The organism is Massilia pseudoviolaceinigra (genome assembly GCF_030846505.1).
GTDB classification, from domain to species: Bacteria; Pseudomonadota; Gammaproteobacteria; order Burkholderiales; family Burkholderiaceae_D; genus Telluria_A; species Telluria_A violaceinigra.
On record NZ_JAVCWL010000004.1, the window covers coordinates 263,313 to 283,030 of the forward strand.

A 19,718-nucleotide genomic window follows, 5' to 3' on the forward strand; every position below is an offset into this window, starting at 1 on the left:
GACAATCAGATGGGGATATGCGCTGCCGCGGCATTGACCTTGAGCAGCGCGCTGACCATCGTCGCCAGGTCGGGAAAGACCGGGGTGCCGGGCGGCAGGCCGCCGGTTTCGCGCGTTTTTTCGCCCTTGCCGGTCAGGACCAGGTAGGGCGTGCAGCCGCTGATGAAACCGGCCTGCAGGTCGCGCAGCGAGTCGCCCACGGTCGGCACGCCTTTCAGGCTGATTTTGAAGCGCTTGGAGATTTCATCGAACATGCCGGGCTTCGGCTTGCGGCAGTCGCAGTTGTCGATGGCCGCGTGCGGACAAAAGAAGATGGCGTCGATGGCTGCGCCGACCTGCTGCGCGCTGGCATGCATCTTCTGGTGGATCGCGTTGAGGATCGCCATGTCGAACAGTTCGCGCGCAATGCCCGACTGGTTCGAGGCGATGACCACCCGATAACCCGCCTGGTTCAGGCGGGCGATCGCTTCGAGCGAGCCGGGAATCGGAATCCATTCCGCCGGCGACTTGATAAAGGCCGGCGAATCGTGGTTGATGACGCCGTCTCGATCGAGGATGATCATCTTCATGCAGCTCTCTCCTAGGCCGCCAGCTTGGAAATGTCGGCGACGCGGTTCATCATGCCGTGCAGCACCGACAGCAGCGCCAGGCGGTTGTTGCGCAGCGCCAGATCCTCGTCCATCACCATCACGTCGTCGAAGAATTTAGCGACGTCGTCGCGCAGCTGGGCCAGGGTTTTCAGCGTGCCGGCAAAGTCGCGCGCCGCAAAAGCCGCATCGATTTCCGGGCGCACGCGCGTAATGGCGGCGAACAGGGTGCGTTCGGCGTCTTCCTTGAGCAGCGCTTCGGATGGCTCGCCGGTGACGGCGCCATTTTTCTTGAGGATGTTGGTGATGCGCTTGTTCGCTTCGGCCAGGGTCACGCTTTCCGGCAGGGCGGCAAAGGCTTTCACCGCGTCCAGGCGCTCGACGATGTCGTGCAGGCGGTCCACGTGCGACGTGAGCACGGCTTCGACTTCGTTGGCGGAGAAGCCACGCTCGCGCAGCACGCCGCGCAGGCGGTCGAACATGAAGGCGCGCACGTCGAGCACCGGATCGGTGAAGCCGGCGATGCCTTCGAAGCGCGCGTTGGCGTAACCGAGCAGCGCGATGATCGACACGTCCATGCGCTTTTCGACCAGCATGCGCAACACGCCCAGCGCGTGGCGGCGCAGTGCGAACGGATCTTTTTCGCCGGTTGGCTGCAGGCCGATGCCCCAGATGCCGACCAGCGTTTCGAGCTTGTCGGCCAGCGCCACGGCGGTGCCGGTGTCGGTCGACGGCAGGGTGTCGCCGGCAAAGCGCGGCTGATAGTGTTCGGTCGCGGTCAGCGCCACTTCTTCCGGCTCGCCGTCGTGACGCGCGTAGTAGGTGCCCATGATGCCTTGCAGCTCAGGGAACTCGCCCACCATGTCGGTCAGCAGGTCGGCCTTGGACAGTTGCGCGCCGCGCGCGGCCAGCTGTTCGTTGTAGCCCATGGTGTGGGCGATGTCGGTGGCGATGGCCACCACGCGCTGCGAGCGCGCGGCCTGGGTGCCCAGCTTGTTGTGGTAGACCACATTGGCCAGCAGCGGGAGGCGCGATTCGAGCGTCTTCTTTTTATCCTGCTCGAAGAAGAACTTGGCGTCGGACAGGCGCGGACGCACCACGCGCTCGTTGCCGCCGATGATGTGCTGCGGATCGCTTGTTTCGATGTTGGACACGATCAGGAAGCGCGAACGCAGCTTGCCCTCGGCATCGGTCAGCGCAAAATACTTCTGGTTGGTCTGCATGGTGAGGATCAGGCATTCCTGCGGCACGGCCAGGAATTCTTCCTCGAAGTGGCATTCGTAGACCACGGGCCACTCGACCAGCGCCGACACTTCGTCCAACAGCGACTCGGGCATCAGGACCTGATCGGCGCCAGCCTTTTGCAGCAGGGCGCTACGGATTTTTTCCTTGCGCGCGTCGATGTTGGCGATGACCTTGCCCTGCGCTTCGAGCGTGGCCGCGTAGTGGTCGGCATGCGCGATCGCAAGGGGCGCGCCGTCGGTCAGGAAGCGGTGGCCTAGCGTCTGCTTGCCGGCTGCCAGGCCAAGCAGGGTCAAAGGCACGACGGCCTCGCCATGCAGGGCGACCAGCTTGTGGGCCGGACGCACGAACTGCACCGTGGTGCCGTCCGGACGCTGATAGCTCATTAATTTGGGGATCGGCAGGCGGGCAGCTGACTCTTCCAGCGCGGCCTGCAGGCCGGTTTGCAGCGCGCTGCCAGCCACGCTGCGCGTATAGAACAGGCTTTCAGCCTTGCCGTCCACAGCGCGTTCGAGCGTGCTGATATCGAGGTCCGGCACGCCCAGTGCGGCCAGCTTCTTGGCCAGCGGCGCGGTGCCCTTGCCGTCGGCATCGAGCGCGACGCTGACCGGCAGGACTTTTTCACGCACCGATTTATCGGGCGACATGGCGCGCACGCCGGTGATCGAGACAGCCAGGCGGCGCGGCGAGGCGTAGGCGGTGGCCACGCTGTCGTCGCCGAGGAAGTCGCGCGATTTCAAGCCGTTGGCGATGCCGGCGGCGAAAGCGGCGCCCAGTTTGGCCAGCGCTTTCGGGGGCAGTTCTTCGGTCAGCAGTTCGACCAGTAAGGTGTTGTTCATCATTCTAATTTTATCTTTCAGGCGGCGAGCGGCGCTTTGGGAGCCATCGGGAATCCCAGCTTTTCGCGCGAGTCGTAATAGGCTTGTGCGACCAGGCGCGACAGCGTGCGCACGCGCCCGATGTAGGCGGCGCGTTCGGTGACCGAAATGGCGCCACGCGCGTCGAGCATGTTGAAGCTGTGCGAGGCCTTCATGATCTGCTCGTAGGCCGGCAGGGTCAGTTCGAGTTCGATCAGGCGCTTGGCTTCCGATTCGTGGTTGGCGAACTGGGTGAACAGCAGGTCGGTGTTGGCGTGTTCGAAGTTATAGGTCGATTGCTCGACTTCGTTCTGATGGAACACGTCGCCATAGCTGAGCGACTTCGTCGTACCGTTTTCTTCCCACTCGGTCCAGACCAGGTCGTACACATTCTCGACGCCCTGCAGGTACATGGCCAGGCGTTCGATGCCGTAGGTAATTTCGCCGAGCACTGGCTTGCAGTCCAGGCCGCCCACTTGCTGGAAATAGGTAAATTGCGTCACTTCCATGCCGTTCAGCCAGACTTCCCAGCCCAGGCCCCAGGCGCCCAGGGTCGGGCTTTCCCAGTCATCCTCGACGAAGCGCACATCGTTCTTTTGCAGGTCGAGGCCGAGCGCCCTGAGCGAGCCGAGGTACAGATCGAGAATATTCTCCGGCGCCGGTTTCAGGACTACCTGATACTGATAGTAGTGCTGCATGCGGTTCGGGTTTTCGCCATAGCGGCCATCTTTCGGGCGGCGCGACGGCTGCACGTAGGCGGCGCGCCAGGGTTCCGGTCCGATCGCGCGCAGGAAAGTGCCCGTGTGAAAGGTGCCCGCGCCCACTTCCATATCGTATGGCTGGAGCAAGGCGCAGCCCTGCTTGTCCCAGTAGGTTTGCAAGGTCAGGATAATTTGTTGAAATGTGAGCATCTTGGTGGCTGTCGCGCGGCTGACGGCGCGAACGAATGAGTTTGCTAAAACGACCAATTTTAGCGGGTTTTAGCGGGACGCTGGGGGGCAAGTGACGACAATGTCATGTTTGCTGCGTTTTTGCATAATCGCGACCGGAAAACCAGGCAAAACCCAGTGCCAGCGCCGCCAGTGCGAGGAGCAGATAATTACCCATGCGGATGAATGGCGTCATGCCACCCATCCCTTGCACCTGGGCAGACAAGGTGCCGTGCGTGTACATCGGCAATGCATTGACGATCTTGCCGCGGCCATCGATCACGACCGTCGCGCCGGTGTTGGTTGCGCGCAGCATCGGGCGGCCGGTTTCGAGCGAACGCATCTGCGACATCTGCACATGCTGGGGAATCGCCACCGATTCGCCGAACCAGGCCAGGTTCGAGACATTGAGCAGCATCGTGGCCGGTTGCGGCATGTTGCGCAGTTGCATGGCAATTTCTTCACCAAAGACGTCTTCGTAGCAGACATTCGGCAACACCAGCTGGTCCTTGACGGCAAATGCGCTCTGCACGTCGGCGCCGCGGCTCATGTCGCCCAGCGGAATGCGCATCATGTCGACGAACCAGCGGAAACCCAGCGGCACGAATTCGCCGAAGGGCACCAGGTGGTGCTTGTCGTAGCGGTAAGATTGTCCGGAGGGGCTGAAACCGACCGCGCTATTGGCATAGCTGCCGGGGCCGTCCGACATGGGGATGCCGAACAGCACGTGGCTGCCGCTTTCGGCGGCAAATTTCTTGAGCGATGGCAAATAGTCGGGCGGCAGGTATTCAGGCAGGCTGGCGACGGCCGTTTCCGGCAGGGCGATCAGGTCGGCCGGCTGGGCGGTGATCATGCCCCGATACATTTCCAGCGCGCGCATGACATGTTCTGGATCAAACTTTTTCTTTTGTTCGACATTGCCTTGCATCAGGCGCACGCTGATCGGCTGGCCTTGCGCTGCGGTCCAGGCGACAAACGTCAGGCCGTAGCCGGCCGCGAGGATGGCGCCGAGCAAACCCATGCCGGGCCAGCGCGCGCGCTGGGTCAGCATGACGATGCAACTGGCGCACACGGCGGCGATCACGCCGATGCCGTACACGCCGACGATGGGCGCGTAGCCGCCGAGCGGGCTGGCGTTATGGGCGTAACCGGTGGCAACCCAGGGGAAGCCGGTCATGATCCAGCCGCGCATCCAGTCCGACAAGCCCCAGGCGAACGGCAATACCAGCAGCAGGAAACTGGCGACCGGCAGCGACCAGCGCCGCCGCAGCCAGGTGGACACACCGGCGGCGAAGGCGCCGAACAAGCCCATGTACAGGCCCAGCAGGCACACGGCCGCCACCGCCATCGGTCCCGGAATGTTGCCGAAGCGATTCATGGTGATGTACAGCCAGTGCATGCCGGCAACCGACCAGCCGAAGCCGAAGGCCCAGCCGATCAGGCTGCTGCGGCGGACATTGGTGTCCATCCCGACCTGGTAGAACAAAAAGGCGAGCGCGAGGATTTGCAGCGGCCACCAGCCGATGGGCGCGAACGCCAGCACGCTGGTCGCGCCCGCGAGGGCGGCGAACAGCATGGGCAGCAGCGTGGTGCGGGGGACGCGCAGCGCTGGATCGAGCGGAACGGTCGAGCGGCGCAACATCAATCGTGTTCGTCTTCGGGCAGTGGCAGTTTTTCTACCAGCAAGACGTGAACCTGGCGCGCGTCGGCGCGCAGCACCTCGAAGCGCAGGTTGGCGACATCGAACACGTCGCCCTTGTGCGGCATGCGGCCGAGATGGCTGGCAACGAGGCCGCCGATGGTGTCGACGTCGTCTTCCGGCAGGCTGGTGCCGAGTTCTTCGTTGAACTGGCTGATCTCGGTCAGCGCCTTGATGCGCCAGCGCGGGCCGAACTGGCCTTCCTTGATCGACAGAATGTTGTCTTCTTCTTCATCGAAATCGTATTCGTCTTCGATGTCGCCGACGATCTGCTCAAGCACGTCTTCGATCGTGATCAGGCCGGCAACGCCGCTGTATTCGTCGACGACGATGGCCATGTGATTGTGATTGGCGCGGAAATCGCGCAGCAGCACATTGAGGCGTTTCGATTCGGGGATGAAGATGGCCGGACGCAGCATGTCGCGCACGTCGAAAGTTTCTTCGGCGTAATAGCGCAGCAAGTCCTTGGCCAGCAGGATGCCGATGACCTTGTCGCGTTCGCCTTCGATGGCGGGGAAGCGCGAGTGGGCTGTTTCCAGCACCTGCGGCATCCATTCCTCGATCGGCTTGCTGATGTCGATGACGTCCATCTGCGAGCGCGGGACCATGATGTCGCGCGCGGACAGGTCCGAGACCTGGAACACCCCTTCGATCATGGACAGCGCATCGGCGTCGATCAGGTTGCGTTCATGGGCGTCGTGCAGGACTTCAAGCAGCTCGGCGCGGTTTTCGGGCTCGGGAGAGATCAGTGCGGTCAGGCGTTCAAACAGTGACCGGTGGGTCTTGGCGTCCGTTCGGACGTCATAAGGGTGCTCTGGCATAGTTGGCGTGAGCCGTTGTTGCGATAGGCGTAGGATACACCAAAAGCGCAATTGCCTGTTTTTTGAGCGGAGTGGGGGTATGCATGTGGGGGGCGATGTGTTCGTCTAACCCCTGTCGCTCCCGTGCAGATTCCCCGTCGCCCTCGCGCCAAGGCGGCACTCGGCAGGGGCCCAAGTTGTCTCCGGAGCCGACGGCTAAGCTGCGAACTTGGGCCCCCGCCTTGGTGCGGGGGCGACGTTAACGTCAATCAGTCCTGCGCTCTTCCCCCGCTGCCGGATGCGTCCCAGCACCCGTTTCTCCTTCCAGCGTGGCCGTCGTCAGCGCGCGCTTCGCCGGCCCGTGCAGCACCTCCCCATCCGGCGCGAAGCGCGATCCATGGCATGGGCAGTCCCACGACTTTTCGCCCGCGTTCCAGTGCACCGCGCAGCCCAGGTGCGTGCACGCCGCCGATACCGCCTGCAGCCCGCCATCGTCGCCGCGGTACACCGCCAGCAATCGCCCGCCGTCGCGCAGCAGCGCGCCTTCGCCGCTGGCAATCTGGTCGGCGCTTTCCACATCGCCGCCACGCAGCCAGTCGGTGTACTGGGCCAGCGTGTTGGCTTGCTCGGTAATGAAATCGCCCAGCCCGTGCAGCATCTTGCGCGACGGCGAATACAGCTCGGCCCACGCATTGCTGCGCCCGACGATCAGGTCCGTCACGAGAATCGCCCCGGCCGTGCAGTGCGTCATGCCGTTGCCGGAGTCGCCAGCGATCACATACACATTCTCCTGGCCGGCGCGGCTGCGGCCCAAAAAGGCGATGCCGTCGGACGGCTCCATCACTTCGCCCGACCAGCGGTATGCCACCTCGCCGGCAATCGGAAAGCGCTGGCGCGTCCACGCTTCGATCTCGTCATAGCGATGCTGGGGATGCGCATCCTGCCCGCTCTTGTGATCCTGTCCGCCCACGATCAGCAGTTCATGGTCGGCGCCGCTGCCCGCCGACGCCAGGCGCACGTAGTAATACGGATCGCCCGTGTCCCACAGCAGCACGCGCGGCAGCGCATCCTTGGGCACGCGCAGCGCCACCACGTAGGTGCGGTAGGCGGCCTGCTTGGTATGCATGAGAACACGTTCGTTGAACGGCGTATTGGTCGCCACTACCACGGCCGCCGCATCGACCTGTCCATGCCCGGTCGTGACGCGCTGGCGCGCCTGCCCGCCGCGCAGGTCGAGCGCGCGCGTGCGGTCGTAGATGCGGCCACCCAGGCGGTCGATGGCGCGCGCCAGCCCGTCGAGATATTTGAGCGGATGGAACTGGCCCTGGCGCGCAAAGCGCAGGCACGGACCGGTATCGAAGTGCAGGCCCGGCACGCGCTCGAAACGGCGCACGTTCAAACCGAGGCGCGTGGTGATCGCATACTCGCGTTCCAGAATATCGTTCCAGACGCCGTCGGGATTGAACAGGTAGCCGTCGAGCCGCTCGAATTCGCAGTCGATATGCTCGGTGCGGACGATGGACTCGACGCAGTCGGTGGCCTTGCGGTAGGAATCGGCCACCAGCGCGGCCTTGTCGCTGCCGAAGCTGCGTTCGATGTCGAAGTAGTGTTCGTCGGGCGGGAAAAAATGCGCGGTGGTGCGCCCGGTTTCGCCGGCACCTACGCCGAAGGCGTCGAGCACCACCACCGATTTGCCTTCGCGCAGAAGCATGTAGGCGGTGCTCAAGCCCGCGATGCCGGCGCCGATCACGCATACATCGGCGCGTTCAATGCTCGTCAGGGGATAGTAGCGGGGAAGGCTCGCCGTGGCGAGCCATGCGGATGTCGTACCGTGTACGTCGTTTGCTGCGGCTGTCTTTGCTGCTGTCATTGGCAGGTTCCTCCTGTCTTGGTTTTCCTCTTTTTGAGAAAACCAAGTAGACCCTGTCCCGCCAATTGCTACAGTGCGATGACGTACAAAACCGGGTGAGCGGATTTACCTTTTGATGTAGGCCTGCAAGCCGCGCGCGAGTGCGGGAAATACTACATTGCCGCACCGGCCACCAGTTACACCATCGCGCCGCCCTTCCACGCGCTGACCAGTTCCTGCGGCCAGAACTGGCGCGGCGCGATCATCAGGCACAAGGTGTCGGGATGGGTGAGCACCGGGAACCACGCGCCCTGCATCACGTCGGCCGGCATGTGCTTGCGGATCGCCAGAAAAGCCGAGATCATCACGCGGCGGCGCGTGAGCATGTCCGGCACCGCCAGGTCCTGCGGGCGTTGCAGTTCATTGGCCAGGCACGTGGTGATGTGCTGCAGCGGCGCCGGTGCATCCTTGCCCTTGCTCTTGTACGCAAACAGCTCTTGCGAGACGCGCTGAAGGGCTTGCGGCCGCGCTTCAAAATGGCGATCGAGGCTGTACGCCAGCAGCGCCGGCATGTCGTGCGGTCCTTCGGCGAACAGAGCGTTGTTGGCTTGTACCAGCGACGCCCACACCACCATGCCTCGTTCGAGCAGCAGGTGCTGGCGGCGGTAGATGTCGGCCAGGCTGTCGTTGCCCAGCCAGCCCGGATTGTCGGCGTACATCGTGCCGTAGTCGGCCGGCGTGGCCGCGCGGCGCCACTTCATGACGGCGTTGCGGATCTGGTCGAGCGCCAGGTCCATCTTGGGTTCGGCCGGCCATTGTTCGATATCGCCCGGCGCCAGCGGGTTGGCTCCGTCGCCGCCCTGCGGCAGCAGCTTGCCCGCGTAGTCCTGCAGCGATTCGGCGCGCGCGTCGGTCAGCAAGGCGCTGATGGTGGCCAGCGGGTAGGTGGTGTATTCGACGCTGTCGAGAAAAACCAGGAAATCGCGCGCGCGCGGGCGCTGCCGCGCAAAGGCGGGATGGGCGCGCACCATGTCGTCGTAGTTCATCCATTGCCACTGGCCGGCATCGGGTGTATTGCTGCGGATGACTTCACCGAGATAGGCGCCGGCCGCGTCGATCAGGCGCTCCAGCAGCGGCGCCGCGACCTTTCCGGCCGTCTGGCGCTGGCGCACCTGTCCCAGCCAGGCTTCGAGCGGGCGCAGCGAAGCGAAGCTGTAGTCGAGTTTTTCGCGTGGCAGCTGCGCTTCGAGCGGCAGGCCGGCGGCGTCCGCGAAAGCGTCTTGTCCGAGCAGCATGGCGCACAGGCGCGGGATGCGGCAAGCCATGTCGTCGACGCGCGCGCAGGCGCTGGCGTCGCTCACGGCCAACCGGGCATACCAGCGCGCCACGCTGTCGCGCGCGCCGTTGACGATGTGGTCGAGCACCTGCAGGTGCGGGTGGCACACGCGAGCGCGGTGCGTGCGCACCACCATCAGGCGCTGCTGGCCGCGCGTGACGTAGCCCCACTGGCCGCCGATCTGGCTGGCGATCACGCACCCGAGGTAGCAGCCGGCGCGGATCGCCCAGCTGGTGGCGATCGGGCTGCTGAAGGCGACGTTGGCCGGCTGCTTGCTGCGTTCTTGCACGTAGAAGGCGTGCAGCTTGTCGAGCAGGCCGGCCAGCACGGTGATGCTGGTGGCGCTGCCATCGAGGACGATCCGGTATTTGTCGTGCACGTGCGCGACCAGCCTGGCCTGTTCGGCGTGGGCGCTGGCATACACTTCGCGGTCGCTGGCAAAGCCGGGAAGATGCACGCTCAGGCCCGGCCCGGGACTGACCATGGTGGCGCTGTGCGCCAGCGGGCCGAGTTGCGCCGATTCGAGGAACAGCAGCGAGCTTGCGTCGTGCGCGAAGCGGTAGAACGGCTGGTGCCCGGGGTTGGCGCCGATCGCGGCGTCGACGCGCGCGGCCAGGTTGCGCAGCACGCGCAGGGTGGCCGTATTGCAGGCCTCCGGCCGCGTCGCCAGGTCGATCGTCAACTCGTTGGCGGCGGCGTCGCCTTCGTCGAACAACTGCAGGTGCGGACCGTTGCGGTTGGCGTTGGCGTAGGCCAGGCCGGGGCGGGCCACGGCCGCCAGGCTCGCTTCGAGCTGGTCGGGCCAGAGCTGCTGGGCGCTGTCGACGCGCCGCACGCCGTTGGCGCATGCGGCGCTGATCGACGGCGGCAAGCCGGGGGCCCCGTGCAGCGGCGTGTAGGCCATGTCCAGCGCGTCGTCGAAGGCGGCGCAGCCCAATTCGCGCATGCACTCCCATACCAGCGCGCGCAGGGGCGCGTCGAAACGCGGACGTTCGAAGCCGACGCACAGCGCGCCGCCGGTGCGCTCGCCGATGATGGTGGCGCCGGCGGCCGTCTGGCCGGCTGCGAAGGTGATTTCAGTGTCGTACAAGCCGCGCCCCAGTTTGCCGTGGCGCGCGAGGATGGAGATCAGGACATCGAAAGGCATGGCTGCGGGCTCGCCGTTGGCGAATCGCTGCAGGTAAAGAAAAGTGGTCACGGAGGTCCAGGAAAAGGTGCTGTGCCGCGCAAGAGCGCCGCCGTACTGACGATTTGAATTTTTCCGTATGGTACTTCAGAGGCCAGTCCCGGGTCCATCAAAGTGTTAGCATTGTGGCATGAAAGTGACACGTGCCGTTGTGGAAGCGCTGCCGCAACCGCAAGCAGGTGCTGGCTGTGCAAATGGGCAGGGAGGGGGCGCGCGGCTGGGGCGCGGGCGCCGAGGGCCGGAATGCGTGGACACGGCGTGCCCACGCGGACCATCAGGACGCGTAAGGGTCGGGGTAGCCGAGAGTGGCGAGGATGTCGCGTTCGAGCTGCTCCATCTCGGTCGCTTCGTCGTCGTCATCGTGGTCGTAGCCCTGCGCGTGCAGCACGCCGTGCACGATCAGGTGGGCGCTGTGCTCTTCCACGGTTTTCTTCTGTTCCAGCGCCTCTTTTTCAAGCACGTCGGTGCACAGGATGATGTCGGCGCGGGTCGGCTCGTCCTCGGCGATGTCTTCGCCTTCGTTGTAGGCGAAGGTCAGCACATTGGTGGCGTAATCCTTGGCGCGGTAGTCGCGATTGAGGATGCGGCCTTCCTCGGCGTCGACGAAGCGGATGGTCAGTTCGGCCGGCGCCAGCAGCGCCGCCTGCACCCAGCGCCGCACTTTCTGGCGCGTGATCGATTCCTGCAGGCGGGCGTCCGGATACTGGACCGAGAGGGAAAGCTTATTTTTTGCGGACATTTTTAGCTGCGGCGGGTTTCGGCAAGGCGACCAGGTCTTCGACCGAGGCGGCGCTCTCGTAGGCATCGACGATGCGCGCCACCAGCGGGTGACGCACCACATCGGCACTCGAGAATTGGGTAAAGGCGATCCCGCGCACGTCCTTGAGCACATGCACGGCGTCGCTCAAGCCGCTTTTTTGCGTCTTGTGCAGGTCGACCTGGGTGACGTCGCCGGTGACCACGGCCTTGCTGCCGAAGCCGATCCGGGTCAGGAACATCTTCATCTGTTCGACCGTCGTGTTCTGGGCTTCGTCGAGAATGACGAAGGCGTGATTGAGCGTGCGCCCGCGCATGTAGGCCAGCGGGGCGATCTCGATCACCTGTTTTTCGAACATCTTCTGGGTGCGGTCGAAACCGAGCAGGTCGTACAGCGCGTCGTACAGGGGGCGCAGGTACGGGTCGATCTTCTGGGTCAGGTCGCCCGGCAAAAAGCCGAGGCGCTCGCCCGCTTCCACCGCCGGGCGGGTCAGGATGATGCGCTTGACGGCGTCGCGCTCCAAGGCGTCGACCGCGCAGGCCACCGCCAGGTAGGTCTTGCCGGTACCGGCGGGACCGACGCCGAAGCTGATGTCGTGTTCGAGGATCGAGCGCAGGTACTGGATCTGGTGCGGAGTGCGTCCGCGCAGGTCATGGCGGCGGGTTTTCAGCACCGGGCTGTTGATTTCGATGTCGGGCAGCGCTTCGGTCGGCGTGTTGTCCGGGCTGTGCTGGCTGTGCAGGCCGGAGCGCTGTTCGACCAGCGCCAGCTGCACTTCCTCGATCGGAACAACCTTGTTGGCGACCTCGTAGAAGCGCTCCAGGATCTGGACCGCGTGTTCGGCGTTATGGCCGCTGACGATGAATTTTTCGCCGCGCCGGAAGATGGTCACGTCGAGCGCGGACGAAATCTGGCGCAGGTTTTCGTCGAGCGGGCCGCACAGGTGGGCCAGCCGCGTGTTGTCGAGCGGCTCGGGAATGAAGTAGTGAGGCTGGATAGGTGTCTTGGTTTTCAACTGGCGCAGGCTAAAGTGTCACCGCGCGCAACGAGTTCGCCGCGCAGGGTGTAGTTAAAACTCTCGGTGATGCGCACGTCGGCCATCTGGCCGATCAGCGCGCTCGCATTGATGCCGGGTTCAAAATTGACGACCCGGTTGTTTTCGGTGCGGCCCTGCAGCTCGGCCGCGTTCTTCACGGACGGGCCTTCGACCAGGATGCGCTGTACCGTGCCGACCATGGCGGCGCTGTACTTGCGCGTGTTGGCGTCGATCGCCGCCTGCAGCTGCTGCAGGCGCGCCAGCTTGACCTCGTGCGGGGTGTCGTCGGCCAGGTTGGCGGCCGGGGTGCCGGGGCGCTTGCTGAAGATGAAGCTGTAGCTGGTATCGAAACCGACATCAAGAATCAGTTTCATCATCGCGTCGAAGTCGGCCTGGGTTTCGCCCGGGAAGCCGACGATGAAGTCGGACGAAATCGACATGTTCGGGCGCACCGCGCGGATGCGGCGGATGATCGACTTGTATTCGAGGCCGGTGTAGCCGCGCTTCATGGCGGCGAGGACATTGTCGGCGCCATGCTGGGCCGGCAGGTACAGGTGGTCGACCAGCTGCGGGATCTTGGCGTAGGCGTCGATCAGGCGCTGGGTGAATTCCTTCGGGTGGCTGGTGACGAAGCGAATCCGCTCGATGCCGGGAATGTCGGCCACGTATTCGAGCAGCAGGGCGAAGTCGGCGATCTCGCCCCCTTCCATGACGCCGCGGAAGGCGTTCACGTTCTGGCCGAGCAGCGTGATTTCTTTCACGCCCTGGGCGGCAAGGCCGGCCACTTCGGTCAGAACGTCCTCGAAGCGGCGCGAGACTTCCTCGCCGCGGGTGTAGGGCACCACGCAGTAACTGCAGTATTTGCTGCAGCCTTCCATGATCGACACGAAGGCCGAGGCGCCGTCGACCTTGGCCGGCGGCAGGTGATCGAATTTTTCGATTTCGGGAAAGCTGATGTCGACCTGGGCGTCGCCGCTGGCGCGGCGCTCGCGCATCATCTGCGGCAGGCGGTGCAGCGTTTGCGGGCCGAACACCATGTCGACGTAGGGCGCGCGCTTGACGATGGCCGCGCCTTCCTGCGAGGCGACGCAACCGCCGACGCCGATCAGCAGGTCGGGACGGGCCAGCTTGAGCTCGCGCAGGCGGCCGAGATCGGAAAACACCTTTTCTTGCGCTTTTTCGCGCACCGAGCAGGTATTGAGCAAAATCACATCGGCGTCTTCCGCCGTGTCGGTGCGTACCAGGCCGTCGGAAGCGCCGAGCACGTCGGCCATCTTGTCCGAGTCGTACTCGTTCATTTGGCAACCGAAGGTTTTGATGAAGACTTTTTTCTGCATGGAATGATCAACGTGGCGCTGCAGCCTGGTTTCAGGCGGGGTTGCCAGTTTATCGTAAATCAGCGGGGGCGGCCATTCCCGCGACACGCATGCTTCGCGGGGCCGTTCATTGCGCACGATCAACGGTCGAGCTAGCCACCCGTCACTCTTGCGTATCGCGGAGAAAAGTTTCGCACAATAATCTTTCACAATTGCTTCATTGCACACTACCTATTTCTTCTTGTAAATCAATGAGTTCCGATGGAATCCTAACAACGGACTGAGCACAAGAAATGTTCTTGCGTGCGCCACAATTTATCCCCATGTGTTGAAATGACTATGTGACAAGCTTTCCGGCGGATACCTTGATTTCAAACAATGAGACCCATGCGCGGGTAAGTTGTACTAAAGGCATATGAGTCTCATAATTAGTTTGCAATTCAAGTGCGTTGGAAGTGAGTAGCGCAGAGCGCATACGATCCGGAAACGTGCTTTTAAGCCAGTTATCAGATTTATTCTGTTTAATCACGCTCAAGGGCGATTTTCCGGGAACTTATTAAGACGCGTATGGGTCTTTAACATAGTTCGTAACGGCATTATTTCAACCACTCACCACGAGGTAAATCATGGCACACCATGCTCTGGCATCACAGGAAAGTTATAACCCCAACCATCTGCTCGACATTCTGCTTGGCAAGATGCAACTGAAAAACGATGCTGCGCTGTCGCGCATGCTCGAAGTCGCGCCACCGGTCATCAGCAAGATCCGCCACCACCGTCTGCCGGTTGGCGCCTCGCTCCTGATCCGCATGCACGAAGTCACCGGCATGAGCATTCGCGACCTGCGCGACCTGATGGGCGACCGCCGCACCAAGTATCGCCTGTCCGATGCCCAAGGCCGTCCAAAGGCGACCGAGGAAAAAAGCACGCCACCAGACGCATCGACGTCCGGTAACTATGCGCACTAAGTCCTCCGGCATGGCGGTTTCAGCTGTCATGCCAGCGCAACGGGGCGCCTGATTCCGCCTCTGCACGCAGAGGCGGGTCGGTCAGCCCATCAGGATCATCGTGATTTCTTCGTACTGCAGTTCGGTTTCGCGGAACACTTGCAGGTAGCATTCTTCGTTCAGTCCCAATGCGGTCCATGCGACCGGCGACACCGCGGGCACCAGATCGTCGTCTTCGCTCCCCAGGTCGAGCGCATGCACGACGGCGTTGGCCACATGTACGATAGTGGCCAGCAAGCCTGCATCAGGCGCGCCGGGATCATGATGAAAGGCGATCGCCATCTTCATCGTATCCGAAAAATTCCAGTGCTCGGCCAGCGCCACGCCGGCCAGTACATGGTCTACACCTAGTACCGCCATCTCTGCATCCTGCACATACACGTCGTTGACCGCGCGGAACTGCATGAGCTGCTGATACAAATCCGGATAGCTGCTCACCAGCACCAGACGCCCGATGTCGTGCAGCAGCCCGGCCGTGAAGGCGTAATCCTGGTTGAAACGCACGCGCCGCGCCAGCACCTTGGCACAGCAGGCGGTGCCGATCGAGTGGCGCCAGAACGCTTTGTGGTCGAAGGCGGGGCAGCGGCCCTCGGCGAAGCAGCCGGTCAGGGCCGAGGCCGTGATCAGGTTGCGCGTGGTCTGGAAGCCCAGATAGGTAATCGCCTGCTGGATGGTGGTCACGCGCACCTGCAAGCCGTACAGCGAGGAATTGGCCAGGCGCAGGGTCTTGGCCGTGAGGGCCTGGTCGTGCGAGACTTTTCTGGCCAGCACCGTGATGTCGATGTCTTCCTGGTCGATGCTGGTGAGCAGTTCCATCACCACCGCCGGCAGCGAGGGCAGGTCGGCCAGGCGCCGCAGCACGTCGTCGAGCACGATGGCGCTCACAAGGCGACCTCGCGCGCGGCGCGGTAATCTTCCACGTAGCGGCGCAGGGCGCTGGTGGCCCAGTCGTGCGTGTCTTCCGGCGGGTGCTTGCGAAACAGCCTGGCCAGGCGCTGCCCGCTGGCCGCCAGGTCGGACGCGCTACGCGGCGCGGCCGGGGCCGGCACCGCCGCGCCGCTGCGCAGCACAGGCACGGCATCGATGCCGTGGCTCGGCAGCAAGGCGATGGTGCGGTCGGTCAGGATGGCGCCCTTGGGCAGCAGGACTTGCCCCTGGCGGTCGAGCAGGTCGTCGGACAAAACCATTCCCGGCGCCACTTCCGCCAGGGCCAGGTGCTGGTAAGCTGCGCTCATAGGCATCCTCCCTCGTAATGCTACGATCTTACCATTGCTGATCGGGGCTGTGCGCCACGCAAAAACCTTAGTTTGCACAGGTATGCACCTCAATTTCTTGCCAAGGGGAAGGGCTTACCGTACATTCGGAGATGCATCGCGCGCGTACGCTGGTGATCGGGAGGAATCGGATGTTCAGTATTCAAAGCCGGCTGAAACTGCTCTTCGTGGTGATCGTCACCCTGGTGCTGAGCATTTCCGGCAGCTTTACCCAGTATTCACTGGGCAAGGCGCTGGAAGAAAGCAACCAGCGCTTGCGCAAGGGCGTGATCACGCGTTTGCAGATCAGTCTTCCATCGGCCCTGTGGGACCTGGACAAATCCAAGGTCGACAGCATCGTCGAGGCCGAAATGCTGCCGCCCGAGGTGGTGTCGATCCGCGTCTACGACAGTTCGGTGGGCCTGTTCGCGGGCAAGGTGCGCGCGCCGGACGGCAAGCTGGTGGCGGTCGAACGCGCCCCGGAGCCGGGCGGCCAGGCGGTCGACGCCCCGCTGGTGTTTCTGGAGGGCGGTTCGGCCAGCGCTTCGATCAAGCCGGTCTCGGTAGGGCGGGTGGTGATCAATTTCAGCCGCGCCCAGATCGACCAGACCCTCGCGTCCGAGCTGATGCGCAAGGTGATCGACGTGCTGGTGCTCGACCTGATCCTGGTGGCGGCGCTGGCGCTGTCGCTGCGGGTCGTGTTCGAACCGCTCAAGCAATTGCGCGACGGCCTGTTCGACCTGGCCACGCGCGGCAGCGACGACGTCGAGGAATTGCCCGAGAACCGGCGCGACGAGCTCGGCGACGTGATCCGCGGCTTCAACCAGATCCAGCGCCGCCTGAAATCGACCATCGGCCGCATCCGCGAAGCCGAAGATGCGGCGCGCCGCTCGGCCCAGCAGACCGCCCAGGCGCTGCAGGACTTGCGCCAGACCCAGGAATCCCTGCTCCAGGCTGAACGGCTCGCCTCGCTCGGCAGCCTGGTGGCCGGGGTCGCGCACGAAATCAACACCCCGGTCGGCATCGCCCTGACCAGCGCCTCGGTGCTCAAGGCTGCCACCGACGAGCTGGAAATTGCCGTCAAGGGCGCCGGCCTGAAAAAGTCGGATATCCTGCGCTACGTCGAGACGGCCAGCGAAAGCGCGCGCCTGATCATGAACAATGCCTACCGCGCGGCGCACCTGATCCACAGCTTCAAGCAGATCGCGGTCGACCAGACCAGCGAGGCGCGCCGCCCCTTCGGCCTGCACGAATACATCGAAGAAATTGTCTCCAGTCTGCAGCCCAAGCTCAAGAAAACCCCGATCACGCTGGTGCTCAATTGCCCCGACGAGATCGTGCTCGATAGCTATCCGGGGGCATTCGCCCAGGTCATCACCAACCTGACCCTCAATTGCGTGGAGCACGCGTTCGAGGTCGATACCGCCGGCGAAATCATGATCAGCGCCCGCCTCGACGGCGACGTGGTCGAATTGCACGTCAAGGATGACGGCAGGGGCATCGCCCCGGAGGCGCTCGACCGCATCTTCGACCCCTTTTTCACCACCCGGCGCGGCCAGGGCGGCACCGGGCTGGGCCTCAATATCGTCTACAACCTGATCGTCAAGCAATTCATCGGCACCATCGCCGTGAGCAGCACCCTGGGGCAGGGCACCCATTTCACCCTGCGCATCCCGCGCGTGACGCCGGTCGATCGCGAGGCCGAGGCCAGAGCCGGGGCCAAGGCCGAGGACGGAATCAATGCCGAAGCCCTTCCGGCGGAGCCCGGCGTACAGGCTTGACAGCCGGTTGCTGCGGATGAGTGTCGCCCCGGCCGCGGCAGGCGCTGAGCGCCACCCTTGCGCGTGCCCAAGCGCGAGCGCTCGTTTTATTGTACGCTTGCCATTCTTTGGCCGTGCCCGTGCCGGGTACCGCCCTCATCCCCGCGCCTAGCATGCTGGCTGCGCCCATTTGCCTCTCAAAGGACCATCATGAAACTGTACTTCAGTCCCGGTGCCTGCTCCCTCTCTCCCCACATCGTCCTGCTCGAAGCAGGGCTGGCATTCACGACCGAAAGCGTCGATTTGCGAAAGAAGGTTACTGCCAGCGGGGCCGACTTCAGCGCCATCAATCCGAAGGGATACGTGCCCGCCCTCGACACCGAACAGGGCATGCTGCTGACGGAAGGCCCGGCCATCGTCCAGTACCTGGCTGACCTCGCTCCCGAGAAAAAACTGGCGCCGGCCGCCGGCACCCCGGAACGCTACGTGCTGGCCGAGTGGCTCAATTTCATTTCGACCGAGTTGCACAAGAACTTCAGCCCGCTGTTCCGTCCCAATGCGGGGGAAGAACTGACCAGCTATGCGCGCGCCAACCTGACCTTGCGCTTCGGCTATGTCGAACGCATGCTCGACGGGCGCGAGTACCTGACCGGCGCCCAGTTCACGGTGGCCGATGCCTATCTGTTTACCGTGCTGAACTGGGCGAATATCGTCAAGTTCGACCTCTCGGCCTTTCCGCTGATACAAGCGTTCCACAAGCGCGTGGGCGCGCGTCCCATGGTGCAGCAAGCGCTGCGCGACGAAGGCTTGCTCAAGTAAGTCATGACCCGGCAACGCTATATTGCCCTGCTGCGCGGCATCAACGTCGGCCGCGCCAAGCGCATCGCCATGGCCGACCTGCGCCAGCTCGTCGGCGAACTGGGCTGCACCGGGGTGCGCACCCTGCTTAATAGCGGCAACGTGGTGTTCAATGCCCCGCGCCAGGCGCCGGCGGCGCTGGCGGCCCTGATCCAGGATGCGCTGGTGGTCAAGCTGGGCGTGGCGGCAAGGGTGATAGTGCTCGTCAGCGACGAGCTCGACCGTATCGTCGCCGCCAATCCGCTGCTGCCGGTGGCGGACGACCATGCGCGCCTGCTGGTATTCGTGTTCAGCGACCCGGGCGCGCCGGCCTTGCTGGCGCCGCTGGCGGCGCAGGACTGGGCGCCGGAGCAACTGGCCGTGGCCGATCTGGCCGCTTACCTGTGGTGTCCAGCTGGGGTGCTCGACAGCAAGATCGCCGTGGCGATGGGCAAGCTGCTGGGCGATGGCATGACCTCGCGCAACTGGAATACGGTCTGCAAGCTCCAGGCGCTGTGCGCCGACAGCGTCAAGGATTGAAGGGGCGCGGCAGGCAAAAAAAATCCCGCACGCGGCGGGATTTTTTTCGTGCAATCTTTAATTAGCGGAACTTCTCGCCACTTTCGCGGCGCGCGCGGTATCCGATCAGTACCAGACCCAGGAGCATCATCGCGAACACTTCAGGCTCGGGCAATTCCGACATCTGTGGGGCAGGCATCGCGGCCATGTCCATGGCGCTCATCTGAGGGTGGGAATCCATGTGGGCGGCTGCCGCCTGTGGATTGTCCACGACTTCGATAGCGCTCGCCGGTGCGGTGGCAACCAGGGCGAGCATGAAAGCTGCTGCGACTGCGTATTTTTTCACGGTGTTTCCTCTTCTTTTTGGTTTTCGCAAGCGCAGGATTACTCATGCTGCATTGCAACCAGATGAGCAGTAAATGCGAATCATCGGGCTATGTATTTAACCACGCTCACCACCGATTTCCAAGCCATTCCGCTATAAACGTCGTTTTTTTGATGTTTTATTGATCAGAGGAATTAACATTTCTCGGTAAATGCTGCACTGCGTCAAAATGCAAGAAAACTGTTAAAAGGACACGAGGGTTGACGTGGAGTTAAGGCTCGCGGTCGCGCGACAGCAATCCCAGGCAGTAAGCGGAATCGGACAGATCGACCGCACCGGTAAGGTGGTCGTCGTCGACAAGGGGGCGGGCGCCGAACAGGCCGGCGAAGTAAGCGAAGAGTCGACGCATGTCACTAATCCATT

The 19,718-nt window shown here is 63.5% G+C and carries 18 protein-coding genes; 4 read left to right on the plus strand and 14 right to left on the minus strand.

The features are described from left to right. Positions 1–5: 5 nt before the first annotated feature. The 10 genes from gmhB to miaB all read right to left on the minus strand — a co-directional run bounded on the left by gmhB (position 6) and on the right by miaB (position 13,615). Entirely contained in the window at positions 6–569 is a 564-nt protein-coding gene (gene gmhB / locus RBA40_RS06030; protein WP_306646742.1) for a D-glycero-beta-D-manno-heptose 1,7-bisphosphate 7-phosphatase, read from the minus strand. An 11-nt stretch (positions 570–580) separates the two neighbouring features. Further along, positions 581–2,668: a glycine--tRNA ligase subunit beta gene (gene glyS, locus RBA40_RS06035; RefSeq protein WP_306646806.1), complete on the minus strand. Its 2,088-nt coding sequence runs from the start codon at positions 2,666–2,668 to the stop codon at positions 581–583. A 17-nt stretch (positions 2,669–2,685) separates the two neighbouring features. Next, positions 2,686–3,597 carry a glycine--tRNA ligase subunit alpha gene (gene glyQ / locus RBA40_RS06040; protein WP_306646743.1) on the minus strand — a complete coding sequence of 304 codons (912 nt, stop codon included), beginning with the start codon at positions 3,595–3,597 and terminating at the stop codon, positions 2,686–2,688. 103 nt (positions 3,598–3,700) lie between these two features. Further along, positions 3,701–5,257: an apolipoprotein N-acyltransferase gene (gene lnt, locus RBA40_RS06045; protein WP_306646807.1), complete on the minus strand. Its 1,557-nt coding sequence runs from the start codon at positions 5,255–5,257 to the stop codon at positions 3,701–3,703. Then, positions 5,257–6,135: a CorC family transporter gene (locus RBA40_RS06050; protein ID WP_306646744.1), complete on the minus strand. Its 879-nt coding sequence runs from the start codon at positions 6,133–6,135 to the stop codon at positions 5,257–5,259. The genes lnt and RBA40_RS06050 overlap by 1 nt, the downstream gene beginning before the upstream one ends. A 244-nt stretch (positions 6,136–6,379) precedes the next feature. Beyond that, on the minus strand, positions 6,380–7,984 hold the full coding sequence (locus RBA40_RS06055; protein ID WP_306646746.1) for an FAD-dependent oxidoreductase: 1,605 nt from the start codon (positions 7,982–7,984) through the stop codon (positions 6,380–6,382). 176 nt (positions 7,985–8,160) lie between these two features. After that, on the minus strand, positions 8,161–10,497 hold the full coding sequence (locus RBA40_RS06060) for a hypothetical protein (RefSeq protein WP_306646747.1): 2,337 nt from the start codon (positions 10,495–10,497) through the stop codon (positions 8,161–8,163). 262 nt (positions 10,498–10,759) lie between these two features. After that, positions 10,760–11,224 carry an rRNA maturation RNase YbeY gene (gene ybeY / locus RBA40_RS06065; RefSeq protein ID WP_306646749.1) on the minus strand — a complete coding sequence of 155 codons (465 nt, stop codon included), beginning with the start codon at positions 11,222–11,224 and terminating at the stop codon, positions 10,760–10,762. Further along, positions 11,208–12,257, minus strand: a complete 1,050-nt coding sequence (locus tag RBA40_RS06070; RefSeq protein WP_306646751.1) for a PhoH family protein — start codon at positions 12,255–12,257, stop codon at positions 11,208–11,210. The genes ybeY and RBA40_RS06070 overlap by 17 nt, the downstream gene beginning before the upstream one ends. Then, positions 12,254–13,615: a tRNA (N6-isopentenyl adenosine(37)-C2)-methylthiotransferase MiaB gene (gene miaB / locus RBA40_RS06075; RefSeq protein WP_306646753.1), complete on the minus strand. Its 1,362-nt coding sequence runs from the start codon at positions 13,613–13,615 to the stop codon at positions 12,254–12,256. The genes RBA40_RS06070 and miaB overlap by 4 nt, the downstream gene beginning before the upstream one ends. Positions 13,616–14,220: 605 nt before the next feature. On the opposite strand from miaB, the gene RBA40_RS06080 reads away from it, so the two are divergent. Then, on the plus strand, positions 14,221–14,562 hold the full coding sequence (locus RBA40_RS06080) for a hypothetical protein (protein ID WP_099875234.1): 342 nt from the start codon (positions 14,221–14,223) through the stop codon (positions 14,560–14,562). Between the two features lie 81 nt (positions 14,563–14,643). Here RBA40_RS06080 and RBA40_RS06085 read toward each other — a convergent pair whose 3' ends face one another. Together RBA40_RS06085 and RBA40_RS06090 are read right to left on the minus strand one after the other, a co-directional pair. Continuing rightward, positions 14,644–15,486 (minus strand): HDOD domain-containing protein, encoded by an 843-nt coding sequence (locus tag RBA40_RS06085; RefSeq protein ID WP_306646755.1) that lies wholly within the window; start codon positions 15,484–15,486, stop codon positions 14,644–14,646. After that, the gene (locus RBA40_RS06090; protein WP_306646756.1) at positions 15,483–15,836 is read right to left on the minus strand and encodes a hypothetical protein; all 354 of its coding nucleotides are present in this window, start codon (positions 15,834–15,836) and stop codon (positions 15,483–15,485) included. The genes RBA40_RS06085 and RBA40_RS06090 overlap by 4 nt, the downstream gene beginning before the upstream one ends. Positions 15,837–16,006: 170 nt before the next feature. On the opposite strand from RBA40_RS06090, the gene RBA40_RS06095 reads away from it, so the two are divergent. The 3 genes from RBA40_RS06095 (at position 16,007) to RBA40_RS06105 (ending at position 18,991) form a co-directional block, all read left to right on the plus strand. Further along, on the plus strand, positions 16,007–17,635 hold the full coding sequence (locus RBA40_RS06095; RefSeq protein ID WP_306646757.1) for a sensor histidine kinase: 1,629 nt from the start codon (positions 16,007–16,009) through the stop codon (positions 17,633–17,635). 189 nt (positions 17,636–17,824) lie between these two features. Continuing rightward, positions 17,825–18,433, plus strand: a complete 609-nt coding sequence (gene gstA / locus RBA40_RS06100; protein ID WP_306646758.1) for a glutathione transferase GstA — start codon at positions 17,825–17,827, stop codon at positions 18,431–18,433. 3 nt (positions 18,434–18,436) lie between these two features. Then, a complete protein-coding gene (locus RBA40_RS06105) occupies positions 18,437–18,991 on the plus strand; it encodes a DUF1697 domain-containing protein (RefSeq protein WP_306646760.1) in 555 nt (184 codons plus the stop codon). 61 nt (positions 18,992–19,052) lie between these two features. Here the strand turns inward: RBA40_RS06105 and RBA40_RS06110 are convergent, their stop codons facing one another. Both RBA40_RS06110 and RBA40_RS06115 read right to left on the minus strand, forming a co-directional pair. Beyond that, positions 19,053–19,316, minus strand: coding sequence for a PEP-CTERM sorting domain-containing protein (locus tag RBA40_RS06110; protein WP_306646761.1), 264 nt, complete (start codon positions 19,314–19,316; stop codon positions 19,053–19,055). A gap of 250 nt (positions 19,317–19,566) precedes the next feature. Continuing rightward, on the minus strand, positions 19,567–19,704 hold the full coding sequence (locus RBA40_RS06115) for a hypothetical protein (protein ID WP_306646763.1): 138 nt from the start codon (positions 19,702–19,704) through the stop codon (positions 19,567–19,569). Positions 19,705–19,718 lie beyond the last annotated feature (14 nt).